This is a genomic window from Pseudopedobacter sp. (assembly GCF_040392825.1).
Classification (GTDB): Bacteria; Bacteroidota; Bacteroidia; order Sphingobacteriales; family Sphingobacteriaceae; genus Pseudopedobacter.
Genome location: NZ_JBEBVH010000103.1, coordinates 1 through 12940, shown reverse-complemented (window position 1 = coordinate 12940; position 12940 = coordinate 1). Strand labels below are relative to the sequence as shown.

General features: G+C 36.4%; 17 protein-coding genes. 7 read left to right on the top strand and 10 right to left on the bottom strand.

Annotated features, from left to right (window positions below; genetic code table 11):
• The 3 genes from ABWO41_RS09075 to ABWO41_RS09065 all read right to left on the bottom strand — a co-directional run.
• Positions 1–343 (bottom strand): phosphatidate cytidylyltransferase (locus ABWO41_RS09075; protein ID WP_353136749.1); only part of this gene is annotated, 343 nt, incomplete at its 3' end.
• A complete protein-coding gene (locus tag ABWO41_RS09070; RefSeq protein ID WP_353136746.1) occupies positions 343–546 on the bottom strand; it encodes a putative signal transducing protein in 204 nt (67 codons plus the stop codon). The genes ABWO41_RS09070 and ABWO41_RS09075, both read right to left, overlap by 1 nt.
• On the bottom strand, positions 543–1457 hold the full coding sequence (locus ABWO41_RS09065) for a CPBP family intramembrane glutamic endopeptidase (RefSeq protein WP_353136743.1): 915 nt from the start codon (positions 1455–1457) through the stop codon (positions 543–545). The genes ABWO41_RS09070 and ABWO41_RS09065 overlap by 4 nt, the downstream gene beginning before the upstream one ends.
• 40 nt (positions 1458–1497) lie before the next feature.
• Here ABWO41_RS09065 and dusB point away from each other — a divergent pair, with 40 nt between their 5' ends.
• Positions 1498–2490, top strand: coding sequence for a tRNA dihydrouridine synthase DusB (dusB, locus tag ABWO41_RS09060; RefSeq protein WP_353136740.1), 993 nt, complete (start codon positions 1498–1500; stop codon positions 2488–2490).
• Between the two features lie 54 nt (positions 2491–2544).
• Positions 2545–2931: a Co2+/Mg2+ efflux facilitator ApaG/CorD gene (apaG, locus tag ABWO41_RS09055; RefSeq protein WP_353136737.1), complete on the top strand. Its 387-nt coding sequence runs from the start codon at positions 2545–2547 to the stop codon at positions 2929–2931.
• Between the two features lie 193 nt (positions 2932–3124).
• Here apaG and ABWO41_RS09050 read toward each other — a convergent pair whose 3' ends face one another.
• From ABWO41_RS09050 to ABWO41_RS09020, 7 genes are all read right to left on the bottom strand, one after another.
• Positions 3125–3859 carry a LytR/AlgR family response regulator transcription factor gene (locus ABWO41_RS09050; protein WP_353136734.1) on the bottom strand — a complete coding sequence of 245 codons (735 nt, stop codon included), beginning with the start codon at positions 3857–3859 and terminating at the stop codon, positions 3125–3127.
• On the bottom strand, positions 3856–4890 hold the full coding sequence (locus ABWO41_RS09045; protein ID WP_353136731.1) for a sensor histidine kinase: 1035 nt from the start codon (positions 4888–4890) through the stop codon (positions 3856–3858). Before ABWO41_RS09045 ends, ABWO41_RS09050 begins: the two co-directional genes overlap by 4 nt.
• A gap of 12 nt (positions 4891–4902) precedes the next feature.
• Positions 4903–5256: a DUF4288 domain-containing protein gene (locus ABWO41_RS09040; RefSeq protein WP_353136728.1), complete on the bottom strand. Its 354-nt coding sequence runs from the start codon at positions 5254–5256 to the stop codon at positions 4903–4905.
• 10 nt (positions 5257–5266) lie between these two features.
• Positions 5267–6031, bottom strand: a complete 765-nt coding sequence (locus tag ABWO41_RS09035; protein ID WP_353136725.1) for a LiaF transmembrane domain-containing protein — start codon at positions 6029–6031, stop codon at positions 5267–5269.
• A 162-nt stretch (positions 6032–6193) separates the two neighbouring features.
• The gene (locus ABWO41_RS09030; protein WP_353136722.1) at positions 6194–6952 is read right to left on the bottom strand and encodes a succinate dehydrogenase/fumarate reductase iron-sulfur subunit; all 759 of its coding nucleotides are present in this window, start codon (positions 6950–6952) and stop codon (positions 6194–6196) included.
• Positions 6953–7023: 71 nt separating this feature from the next.
• Entirely contained in the window at positions 7024–8958 is a 1935-nt protein-coding gene (locus ABWO41_RS09025; RefSeq protein ID WP_353136719.1) for a fumarate reductase/succinate dehydrogenase flavoprotein subunit, read from the bottom strand.
• 49 nt (positions 8959–9007) lie between these two features.
• The gene (locus ABWO41_RS09020) at positions 9008–9781 is read right to left on the bottom strand and encodes a succinate dehydrogenase cytochrome b subunit (RefSeq protein WP_353136716.1); all 774 of its coding nucleotides are present in this window, start codon (positions 9779–9781) and stop codon (positions 9008–9010) included.
• Between the two features lie 284 nt (positions 9782–10065).
• On the opposite strand from ABWO41_RS09020, the gene ABWO41_RS09015 reads away from it, so the two are divergent.
• The 5 genes from ABWO41_RS09015 to ABWO41_RS08995 all read left to right on the top strand — a co-directional run bounded on the left by ABWO41_RS09015 (position 10066) and on the right by ABWO41_RS08995 (position 12867).
• Positions 10066–10380: a rhodanese-like domain-containing protein gene (locus ABWO41_RS09015; RefSeq protein ID WP_353136713.1), complete on the top strand. Its 315-nt coding sequence runs from the start codon at positions 10066–10068 to the stop codon at positions 10378–10380.
• Positions 10381–10386: 6 nt separating this feature from the next.
• Entirely contained in the window at positions 10387–10620 is a 234-nt protein-coding gene (locus ABWO41_RS09010) for a DUF6358 family protein (protein WP_353136710.1), read from the top strand.
• A 120-nt stretch (positions 10621–10740) separates the two neighbouring features.
• The gene (locus ABWO41_RS09005) at positions 10741–11943 is read left to right on the top strand and encodes a sensor histidine kinase (protein WP_353136707.1); all 1203 of its coding nucleotides are present in this window, start codon (positions 10741–10743) and stop codon (positions 11941–11943) included.
• Positions 11924–12439 carry a DinB family protein gene (locus ABWO41_RS09000; protein WP_353136704.1) on the top strand — a complete coding sequence of 172 codons (516 nt, stop codon included), beginning with the start codon at positions 11924–11926 and terminating at the stop codon, positions 12437–12439. The genes ABWO41_RS09005 and ABWO41_RS09000 overlap by 20 nt, the downstream gene beginning before the upstream one ends.
• 5 nt (positions 12440–12444) lie before the next feature.
• A complete protein-coding gene (locus ABWO41_RS08995) occupies positions 12445–12867 on the top strand; it encodes a hotdog fold thioesterase (RefSeq protein WP_353136701.1) in 423 nt (140 codons plus the stop codon).
• Positions 12868–12940 lie beyond the last annotated feature (73 nt).

The following is a 12940-nucleotide window of genomic DNA, read 5'->3' as shown; positions in this document are numbered from 1 at the left end:
TTATCCCCAGAAAAGTGTAGCCAATATCTGTAAATGGCTGTTTGCTTTTTTGATAAAGTTGAAATATAAAAACCAGACAGGCCAGGACAGGCAATATCACAAAATTCGTCCTACCGAAGCCATAAACGCATCCATATGCGTAATAACATAAAGACAATCCGCCAATAAATCCCCCTATGGCTAAATTTGGTTTGATCCCTGCTTTTGTGATTAATTTATAAAACTCTATTAAGCAAAGGAAACCCAGTATGGTATAAAACAAAGCAAATACATAAGGTCCCGTTAATAAAGAACCCAACATAATAATAATAAAGAAAAAACCGGTTATTGCTCTGGTCTTCATTAAAGTTCGTTTTGGATGATGATTTCTATAGCTTTATCAAAATTATCAGGATGGATATAAACCTCAACAAAACCAAATTTATAAGACGAATCTTGTTTGTTCATTAATACAGCCTCTATTTCATGATCAATTAAGACCTGTCTTACAATTTCAGACTTCATAAAATCTTGTGAGGTGTAAATCTTGACCCACGTTTGACTCATACACGGTTTCTGCTTTTTTGATAAAAGTTGTAGAGCAAAACTAAGGTAAATAATGCACTAAAAAGGTATCCGTAGGCAGGAAAATTGTCTGTCTTCTCTATTTCCTCTATACCTTTGCCGTTTTGCTGATAGATAAAGGCCATAATAACTGCAGAACCATTATTGATAAAATGTCCGATAATAGGATACCAGAGGCTTTTCCCCCAGAACAAAAGATAACCAAAAAGAGCCCCTAAAAACATTCTGGGGATAAAACCATAGAATTGCACATGTATAGCGCTAAAAATGATGGCAGCTAACCAAATAGCAATATGAGGGTTTCCAAACCATTTGCCGAAAATCTGCTGTATGCCTCCTCTGAATAGGAGTTCCTCTCCTATGGCTGGTATAATGGCAATCATGAGCAAGTTGATTGCAAAATCAGTATAGCTTTTCATGATCAGCAACTGTTTTGTCAACGTCATAGCCTCATCTTCTTTTTGTCTCATCCAAATCTCTATACCTTTTAAAGATTCAGGTAAAACCATTTTATTATTCCATGCCGTTAACCATTCAATCAAAGGTAATGCAGCAAACAGAACAGTTATACTTAAAATAATTAGTATTGGATTTGTTGGCTTATAGAATTGATAGTAATTCGTAAACGGATATTTTTTGGAAACAGTAAAAAGAACCGGGCCAAAGATGAAGATTCCTATCGAACTGAATATCTGAACACATCTTAGAAAATAGATGTTTTGATACAGCTGCCCCCCTGAGATTACATCCAACAAAGACTGTTCGTTAAAAAATATAGAGAAAATCAAAACTCCCAGAAAAGAAAATACCATACCGCCCAAAAAACAGAAAAATGTAAGAAGTAACAGGTCGTATAGTGGATGCTTATCCTGGGAATGAAGACTGTCGTTCATATTTTGTAATTTTGCATTCAATATAGTCAATTGGATTAAAATGTCGGTAAAAATTGGAAATATAGATTTAGGAGAATTCCCTTTGCTGTTAGCGCCTATGGAAGACGTCAGTGATCCTCCTTTCCGGTATGTTTGTAAGCAAAACGGAGTAGATTTAATGTACACCGAATTTATTTCCTCGGAAGGATTGATAAGAGATGCCGCTAAAAGCAGACAGAAATTAGATGTTTTTGAATATGAGCGCCCGATAGGAATCCAGATTTTCGGCAGTGATATTGACCATATGTTCGAGGCCACTGAAATTGCTACGCAAGCTAATCCGGATCTCATTGATATTAATTACGGTTGTCCTGTAAAAAATGTAGCTTGCAGAGGTGCGGGTTCCGCTTTATTACAGGATATAGATAAAATGGTGGCAATGACTGCAGCAGTGGTTAAGGCTACGCATCTTCCAGTCACTGTAAAGACAAGATTAGGGTGGGATGATAACACGAAGAATATTTACGAAGTAGCAGAAAGATTGCAGGATGTTGGTATTCAGGCACTGTCTATTCACGGCCGTACCAGAGCGCAAATGTATAAGGGCGAAGCAGACTGGACTTTAATTAAAGAAGTAAAAAAGAATCCAAGAATAAAAATCCCGATTTTCGGAAATGGTGACGTTGATTCACCGATTAAAGCGGCCGACTGGCGATTGGAGTATGAGGTGGATGGAATTATGATAGGAAGAGCGGCCATTGGTTATCCCTGGATTTTTAGAGAGATTAAACATTTTTTTGAAACCGGAAAGCATTTGGAAGGACCTACTATAGACGAACGTGTTGATGTTTGTTTAACTCATTTACAAAAATCTGTAGAATGGAAAGGACAGAAAACCGGAATTTTTGAAATGAGAAGACATTATTCGAATTACTTTAAAGGAGTTCCTAATTTTAAAGAATACAGAATGAAACTGGTGTCTTTAGAGACTATCGAAGACATTGAAGAGGTATTAAATGATATTCGAAACAAATTTGATACAGTTCTGGTTTAATTTTTGATTTTTAGATATTTATAGTAATTTCAATTGCACTAAATGTCAGAAAATATGGTAGCACAAATTACAGACGGAGTTAAAGTTTCTGTTGAAACCACCTACCAGCCGGAATATTCCAATCCATCAAATGAGCATTTTATGTTCGCTTATAGAATTCAGATTGAGAATTTAAGCCCTTATTCTGTTCAATTAATGAGGAGACATTGGTATATTTTTGATTCTAATGGAAGCAGACGTGAGGTAGAAGGTGAAGGTGTTGTTGGCCAGCAACCAGTAATTGCTCCGGGAGAAGTTCATGAATATGTATCAGGATGTAATCTACAGACAGATATGGGTACGATGCATGGCGATTACGAAATGAGGAGACTGATTGATAATGAAATGATAAGGGTTAATATCCCTAAGTTTGATTTAATAGCTCCTTTTAAATTGAATTAGACTCTATTGATAATGTTAGGTCTCCCTTGGTGTTTAACAAAAGTATTGGATAAATTCCATCTCAAGTCTAACGTTTACAATATAGAGGTAAAAAAACAGGAATTTCTTAATCTATATAATTAGTTTGGTTGACTTAGAGATAATAAATCTCTTATTCATTTAACATGTGATATTTAAGCTTCCAACCTTTTAATTACAATCCCAAAACAGCTCTTAACTTAGGATAACCACTCCTGCTTACCGGAACTTTGTATCCGGTTTTCAGTAAAATAATATGTCCGTCTTTTTCATACGGTTCTATTTTTAATATCTGGTTGACTTTTACAATATAAGATCTGTGTACTCTTACAAAAGATTGCTGATCCAAAGATTTTTCGAAGAATGCCATTGTTTTATTTTTTAGAAATACCTCATCTTTAGTGTAAATGCTTACATAATCGTCTGCGGCTTCTATAAATATAATATCCGAATAAGGGATAATCTTTATTTGGTTTCCGGTTTTTACAACTACCCTTTCCGTTTGTCCAATAGAAAGAGTCGCTTCTTCAGTTAAAGCTTTTATTTTTTGAAAAGTTGTTTGTGCGGCCAGGAATTTATGTACCGCCTTATTGAAGCGCTCCTGGCTAAAAGGTTTTAGAAGATAGTCTATTGCGCTGGCTTCAAAAGCTTTTATTGCATATTCTTCAAACGCAGTAGTAAATATGACTTCAGGTCTGCTATCGCAAAGTTCCAACATTTCGAAACCTGTGATTTTTGGCATTTGTATATCCAGAAAGATCAGTTGAGGCCGATATTCTTTAATGGCTTTTAGTGCATCGAACCCATTTTCGCATTCTGCAACTACTTCAATATTCGGATAAGCTTTCAGGTATTCCTGAATCAAGTTTCGGGCGAGATATTCGTCGTCTATGATGATTGCCGGAGTCATGGTAAAGGAATAAGTATACGGGTTATAAAAATATTGTTTTTAGTATCTGTCTTTAGCAGATTATTGCGATTATATAATAAGAAAAGTCTTCTTTTTACATTTTCTAAACCATAGCCCAGCCCTTTTTTAGGAGGAGAAGTTTCCGGATCAAAAGGGTTTCGGGTTTCTATTACAAGAAAATCATCTTCCAATATACATGTAACAGATATTTCTATTTCTTCAAGCGTATTGTAAAGTCCAAATTTTATTGCATTTTCTACAATAGGTTGTAAAATCATGTTAGGAACGTAAAACTCTTCAATTTCACACGGACATGAAACATTGGTGTTTAAACGCGATCCAAAACGTACTTTCTCTATATCTAAATATAGTCCAAGATGCTGAATTTCCTGAGACAGGCGTGTAAGCTGATCATCTTTTTTTATTGTGCCTCTTAAAAAATCAGATAGTTGCTGAATCATCTTTCTCGCTTGTTCCGGCTGTGAAAATGTGAGTGAACTGATGGAATTGAGGCTGTTGAATAAAAAATGAGGCTGAAGCTTTTCTCTTAGTGAAGTCAATTCCGCCTCTTTGTTGAGTTTTTCTGTTTCTCGTCTGCGCTCTTCTAATTTTTCTTCTTCCTGTTTATCATACCAAAACACACAAATTAGCGAGATCCATCCTATTAGTAAAAAAGAGAAAGCCAGTTTAATAAAAAAAGACGAGTTTAAATATTGGAGATAAGCTTGTTCCTGATTGTTTATTAAAGGAGCAATAAAATAAATAAAAATATTGCTAAGAACCGCCAAAGTGAAGCTCCACCCGATGATGACATATAATTTGCTGTTTTCTGGCAGATAGTAGGCTAGAGAACGAGATACTAACCAACATTCTGCAGAGATAACAGCGAAAAAAAGAGACGCATCGATAAAGCTGGTTTTTAAGTCGAAACCTAAAGCATTCACAGTAAAAATATGCAGGACAAAACACATTGCCCATAAAAGAGCGAATGAAGTTTTAAACCCTACATTTTTAATCTGCGAATAAGCCATAGGCGAAATTAACTATGCCGTAATATTTAAAGAAAGCTGAAACGTATTTTTTAAATACTCAGCTTTTTTATTAGTTTCTTCTATAAAACGCTCTTTAGGAAATTCCTTAATTAAGGAAAATACTTCTGCGCCGTGTTTCACCTCGCCAATGCTTTTTATTTCTGTAACAGCAATAAAGCCCCAGCTTAATACAGCCCCCGTATCGGTAATTACTTTTTCCTGGTTAATATAGCCTAGTTGGTTTGCTATCTCATAGGCTAATTCTTTATTAATAGCATTTATTACCCTTACCTGTTCATCAAACTGAACAATATCGTTCTGATTGTTGGTTATTTGATAAACTATTTTTGCAGAATACCATTCCATAGCTAAAAGTTTAGTGGTTTTTAATATCGATTCCACCAAAAATCGATACTCCTTTAATAATGATTTTTTTCCTGTTGTCTATCTCACTTGAATAGAAGTCTCTTTTATCTTGTATTCCACCAAAAATTGCCGCCATTTCCGTTACTACTTCCCAATTTTGGGGGATAATTAATTTAGTACCGCCAAAAATCTGTACAGCTTCTATAACAATAACATCTTTTATATCTGCCTGGCTTAAGTTTATCTGGGCACCGCCCATAATGGTGATGATTTCACCGCCTTTAAAATCTTGCGAATAGATGGTTTTTTTTATCTCGCCAAAAATTGCTATACTTTCAATAATATCTTCATTTGCCTGGCCTTCGGCAGTTACAGATGGACGATATTTTTTTTTAAATTTATGACGTCTCCTTATACACGCTTCCGGATTTTTGTTTCTACCGAAGATTATAAAAAGTCCAGCAGTTATAAGAATAATCGGTAGAATATAATTGCTTACCTCAAACGAAGGATCTATTTTTTCTGCCAGAAAAAGACCCCCAATCAGAATGAAAGGAAGCCAGGATAAATGAGAAAAACCTTTTCTGATAATTTTTCCAACTCCAATCAGAATTAATAACATAGGCCAGGTGATAAGCCAGTCCGGATACTCATATCCAAATTTTTTGGAGAGCAATAAAGCACCTACAATCGCTAAAGTAAGCCCAAAGAATACTTTAGCTCTATTGTTATGTTCGGGTTTGTGGTGGGTAATATAATCTGCCTGATCTTCCATAATTTCCAACTTTAACAATACGAAGGTAATATTGTTACGTAAATAGAATAATCCCCTTTAGGGAAAAAGGGGTAAATAATCGGTAAACGGTATAAAATAATCGGTAAATAACAAAGCCTGAAGAAAACCTTCAGGCTTTGTAAAATATTATATAAGATTTACTTACCCTTTTATAAATCTTGCATTAAAATACTCTCTGTTCATGCGGGCAATATTGGTAACTTTAATTCCCTTAGGGCATTCTGCCTCGCAGGCATAAGTATTGGTACATCCGCCAAATCCTTCTTCGTCCATTTGATTTACCATTGCAATAGCTCTTTCGTAACGCTCTGTTTGTCCCTGAGGCAATAAAGCGTATTGAGAAACTTTAGCAGAAACGAATAGCATTGCAGATGCATTTTTACATGCAGCAACGCAAGCGCCACAACCAATACACTCGGCAGAACTAAATGCCTCATCAGCAATCCTTTTAGGAATTGGAATAGTATTAGCATCTGGAACACCACCGGTATTTACAGAAACATAACCACCGGCCTGTTGAATTCGTTCAAAAGAACCTCTATCTACGGTTAAGTCTTTTAAAACCGGGAATGCGGCGGCTCTCCATGGTTCAATCACAATAGTATCGCCGTCTTTAAAACTTCTCATGTGAAGCTGACAAGTTGTAATTCCTTGTTTTGGTCCATGCGGAGAACCATTTATCATTAATGAACACATACCGCAGATACCCTCGCGGCAATCGTGATCAAATTGTATAGGATCTTCTTTCTTTTTTACCAGATCTTCGTTAACAACGTCAAGCATTTCCAGAAACGACATATCGTCTGCAATGTTGTTCGCTTGATAAGTAACAAATTTTCCAGGAGTCTGACTATTTTTTTGACGCCAAACTTTCAGCGTCAGATTCATATGTGCACTCATATCTTTTAGTATTGGGTACTGAGTATTGGGTATTGAGACATTTTGCATATCTCAATACGCTTTACGCAATACTATTTATAACTACGTTGTGTTAATTTAACATTTTCAAAAATCAACTCTTCCTTATGCAGCACTTCTGGCTGATTGTCGCCCGTATATTCCCAGGCTGATACATAAGCGAAGTTTTCATCATCTCTTAAAGCTTCCCCTTCAGGAGTTTGGCTTTCTTCTCTGAAGTGACCACCACAAGATTCAGATCTGTTGTAGGCATCGTCGACCATTAATTCACCTAACTCTAAGAAATCAGCAACTCTCCCTGCTTTTTCTAAAGATTGGTTTACTTCTTCGTTTTCACCAAGAACAATAGCGTTTTTCCAGAAATCAGCTCTCAGTTCAGCAATTAAAGCTTTTGCTTTTTGTAAGCCCTCTGCTGTACGAGCCATACCACAGTACTCCCACATGATGTGGCCTAAATCACGGTGATACTCGTCAACTGTTTTTGTTCCTTTAAGAGATAAAAGTTTATTTGTTAAATCAATAACATCCTGTTTTGCTTTTGCAAAAGCCGGATGGGATTCGTCAACCTTAGCAGGACCAATTTTAGCAAGGTAGTCACCAATAGTGTAAGGGATTACGAAGTAACCATCAGCCAAACCCTGCATTAATGCAGAAGCTCCTAAGCGGTTAGCACCGTGGTCAGAGAAGTTACATTCTCCTAAAGCGTATAATCCGGGAACTGTTGTCATTAAGTTATAATCAACCCAAAGTCCACCCATTGTGTAATGAACCGCAGGATAAATTCTCATTGGAACTTCGTACGGATTTTCGTCAGTAATCTGTAGATACATATCGAATAAGTTTCCGTATTTCTCCGCTACAGTATCTTTGCCCAAACGTTTAATCGCGTCAGCAAAGTCAAGGTAAACCGCTAAACCAGTTTTGCCAACACCACGTTGGTCATCACACATTTGTTTTGCGTTTCTGGAAGCGACGTCACGCGGAACCAGGTTTCCGAAAGAAGGATATTTTCTCTCCAGGAAGTAATCCCTGTCATCCTCTTTAATATCTTTAGCTTTTAATTCACCTTTCCTAACTTTTTCTGCCAGTTCTCTGGTCTTAGGAACCCAAACTCTACCATCATTTCTTAACGATTCTGACATTAATGTCAATTTAGACTGATGATCTCCTGTTACAGGAATACAAGTAGGGTGAATTTGAGTGTAGCAAGGATTTGCAAAGAATGCACCTTTTTTATGAGCTCTCCAGGCTGCTGTAACATTAGAACCCATTGCATTTGTTGACAAATAGAATACGTTCCCGTAACCGCCAGTACAAAGCAAAACAGCATGACCTGCATGAGTTTCTATTTCTCCGGTAACCAGGTTTCTGGTAACGATACCTTTAGCAGCTCCATCGGCAGTCACAACATCAAGCATTTCTGTACGAGTGTACATTTTTACCTTGCCAGCTTTAATTTGACGGTTCAAAGCAGAATAAGCACCTAAAAGGAGCTGTTGTCCGGTTTGTCCTTTAGCATAAAAAGTTCTGGAAACCTGTGCACCACCAAAAGAACGGTTATCTAACAAACCTCCATATTCGCGAGCGAAAGGAACTCCCTGAGCTACACATTGGTCGATAATATTTACTGATACTTCGGCCAGGCGATAAACATTGGCTTCCCTTGCTCTGTAGTCTCCACCTTTAATCGTATCGTAAAACAATCGATAAGTAGAGTCGCCATCGTTTTGATAGTTTTTAGCAGCGTTGATACCACCCTGAGCAGCAATAGAGTGCGCTCTTCTTGCACTATCCTGAAAACAAAAAGCTTTTACATTGTAACCTAACTCTCCTAAAGATGCAGCAGCAGATGCTCCTGCAAGACCCGTACCTACAACAATAACAGTGTATTTTCTTTTGTTGGCAGGATTTACAAGTTTAAGGTCGAATTTATATTTATCCCATTTTTCGGCCAACGGGCCTGATGGAACTTTAGCATCTAACTTCATTTTGTGTATATTTTAATAAGCCTTTATAAATAAGCTTATGAACAATCCTTTATTTAAATAACAAGAAATAGATAGGCATAATTGCAAATCCAATAGGAATAGCAATAGAAAATACCCAAACGCCTAAGAACTTAACCAATGGTTTGTATTTGCTATTATCCCAGCCTAATGTTTGAAATGCACTTTGGAAACCATGTAATAAATGGAATGCCAAAGCAGCCATGGCCAATACATAGAATAAAACATAAACCGGATTGGAAAATGCAAAAGCTACTTCTCTATATAAATCTTTAGACTTAATTACTTCGACGCCGTTATCAACGTAGGTAGCGTACTGGTTGCCGTATTCAGCTTCTGTAATTTCTTTTACCTGAGTCTCTCCTGTAGATAAATTTGTTGAGTATTCTACATACGGAGTTACTCCCCAGTGGTATTTATACCAGAAATTACTCATGTGAATAACAAGGAACAGGAAAATAATAGTTCCTAAAATCCCCATATTCCTGGAAGACCATATACTTCCGTTTGCGCCTTTTACTGCATAAGAAACAGGGCGGGCAGCCTTATTTTTCGAAGTAATGATAATTGCCCAGATGGTATGCACTAAAATAGAGGCATAAAGCAAGTAAGAAATAACCTTAATTGGTGTAAAATGGGTCATGAAATAGGCATATTTATTAAATGCGTATCCCCCATCGTTCGCAAATAACTGGAGATTTCCAATCAAATGCACAATAAGGAAAGCGCATAGAAATAAGCCTGTTAAACACAGAATCAGTTTTCTTCCAAGTGTAGAAGAAAACGTTTTTGAAAAATTGCTCATTTGTTTGTATTTAAGAACTTTTTACCGCTTAAAAAATTATATTTAATTGACAAAACTAGGCAAATGCTTTGGGCTATGTAAAAGACAATTTCTAATTTAGAAACGTTCTAAGAATGTTCTTGTTTACCGTTTAACAGCTATAATCCGAAATGTTGGGTCGTACTTTCAATAAAAGTGATTAAGGCTTGTTTTTATTTCCTGTTTTTTTTGTAAAAGATAATTCGAAATGGGGTAATCTGCATTATATTTTCCTAATTTTGAGAATATATAATAAATGAATCTGTATGAAAGAGATATCAGTAAGTGAACTAAAGCAATGGCAAGACGAAGGAAAAGAATTCCAGTTAATCGATGTTCGTGAACCTTTCGAATATGAGATGTCAAATTTGGGTGGAGAGAATATCCCTTTAGCCAATGTTCTTTTAGAAAAAGACAAGATTTCAAAAGATATACCCGTTGTTATGCAATGCCGTAGCGGAGCAAGGAGTGCAGCTGCTTTAAACCAGCTGGAACAGAGCGGTTATACGAATGTATATAATTTAACAGGCGGGATATTGGCATGGGCAGCAGAGATTGACCCTGAACTAAGCGTATATTAGGAACTTATGGGAAAAAAGGTAGCCTATAATGTCATTCTAAATCTGCTGATTATTTTTTCGGTAATTGTTGGGGTAAAAGCTTATCAGCTTGGTAATTATTTTGTCCCTATTCTATGTGTCGCTTCTTTTAGCTTAAGTTTGTTCTATAAATTGAAGCTGATGAAAGACGTACGTAAAGAAATGAAGGAAAAAGCAGAAGCCAATTTGAAAAACAAGAACAATCCTTCTAAGAAGAAGTAAGAATCATATTATAATGAATATTTAAGGAAGCTGTCTGGAAAGCTTATCGTTTTCCGCTTTTTAGACAGCTTCATTTTATCTATATCATACTAAAAATATAGGTGTCATGTTATAGTCTATATGAACCCTTATCAAAATAACCGTCGCTGGAAATATTTCTTACTGTCCTTTGCTATCGTTATAGCGGTATCTTCTTTGGCATATACAGATTTTCTGGTTAAGAATATAGCCAAATCAGAACGCACCAGAGCAGAGCTTTGGGCGAAAAGTTTAAAGACGATGTTTGAAACGGATAATGACGAGATGATGAATTTTCTTTTTGTTATCAGAGATAGCCTGCCTGTACCGGCCATTGTAACTAACGAAAAGGATTCCATCATAACTTACCAGGGCTTAGATACTACAAAAACTTATTTTGAAGTAGAAGAACATAAAATACACGATCCGGATTATTTTAATAAAGAGCTGCGGAAGATGAAATCGCAACATAAGCCTATACCACTGGAGTTTTATGGGCAAAAAAATCTGGTCTATTATAAGGATAGTAATTTACTGACTCAATTAAGGGTTTTCCCGTATATCCAGCTATCGCTAATAGCGGTGTTTTTATTACTGGCTTATGCTGTTTTCAACTCTTCGCGGAAATCAGAACAAGACCAGGTGTGGGTGGGAATGGCTAAAGAAACAGCCCACCAATTGGGGACTCCGGTGTCTTCCCTGATGGCGTGGTTAGAGCTGCTTAAGGACAAGCTAAGTGATGACGATCAGCATCTGATTGCCCAAATGGAAAATGATGTCCAACGACTGGAGGTGGTCGCAGACAGATTTTCGAAAATAGGGTCAAAACCTATTTTAAGCAGCCATAAAGTTTACGATGTTATCAAGGAATTTGTCGACTATTTTAAAATCAGGATATCAGATAAAATAAACTTCAATATACACGGAGATCAGCAGATAGAAGCTTATTTAAATGTCCCGCTTTTTGACTGGGTTATTGAGAATATTCTTAAAAATGCTGTAAATGCTATTGAGGGGCATGGAGATATAACTATTAACATTAAAGGTAATCCGGCGAAGAAACAAGTGATTATAGATATAACGGATACGGGAAAAGGAATCTCGAAATATAAATTTGAAACCGTTTTTCAACCAGGCTATACTACGCGGAAAAGAGGCTGGGGACTGGGCTTATCGCTCACCAAAAGAATGGTAGAAAATTACCATAAAGGCTCTGTTTTTGTGAAAGATTCCGAAATTGGGAAAGGAACAACATTTAGAATCATACTTAAAAGCAATACGAAATATGTACTATCCAATGAGTAATGAATATTCTCCATATTATGAGGGGTATATTAAAGCAGTAGGAAACCAGGATATTATTAGAAAACTGAAGAACCAACAAAATGAAATAGACGATTTTTTAGCGGAAATTCCGGAAGAAAAATATGAATATGCATATGCCGAAGGAAAGTGGACTGTAAAGCAACTTATAGGGCATCTAATAGATACAGAAAGAGTAATGGCCTACCGAGCAATGCGTATTGCCCGGAATGACCAAACGGCTTTACCCGGGTTTGACCAGGATTTGTACGTAGAAAACCTCGATTTATCTAAACGAACTTATATGGATCTGGTAGATGAATTTTTATTAATGCGTCAGGCTAATCTTTATTTCTACAAATCGTTGTCTGAAAGTGATTTTAGAAAAAAAGGGACTGCGTCGGATAACACAATTTCGGTAGGAGCCTTGTTATATATTATTGCCGGGCATGTTGAACATCATTTCAATGTATTGAAGCAACGATATCTAAACAAATAAATCATATGATTTGGTTTAAAAACTATAGTGTAGAAGAAATTAATGAGCGGTCTATTTATCTGGCTAATTTGTTGGGAATAACTTATACCGAAATAGGAGACGATTATCTGAAAGCTACCATGCCGGTGAACGAAAAAACAAAACAACCAGCCGGTATTTTACATGGAGGGGCTTCGGTTGTTTTGGCAGAAAGTATTGGGAGCATTGCAAGTAATTTGATCATCGACCCCGAAAAATTGATGGGCGTTGGTTTAGAAATAAATGCGAACCATTTACGTCCAGTTTCTTCAGGAGTTGTAACGGCAGTATGTTCGCCCATTCATGTTGGAAACAAAACTCATGTTTGGGATATCAAGCTGTATAATGATGAAGGAAAGATGACTTGTATTAGTCGATTGACGGTGGCTATTATCCCGAAAATGAAATAATAGAAAACGTGTTTTTGTAAGTATTTAACCGTTTATATATCCGGTTTTTGTAAGGATAATCTAGTATAAGACA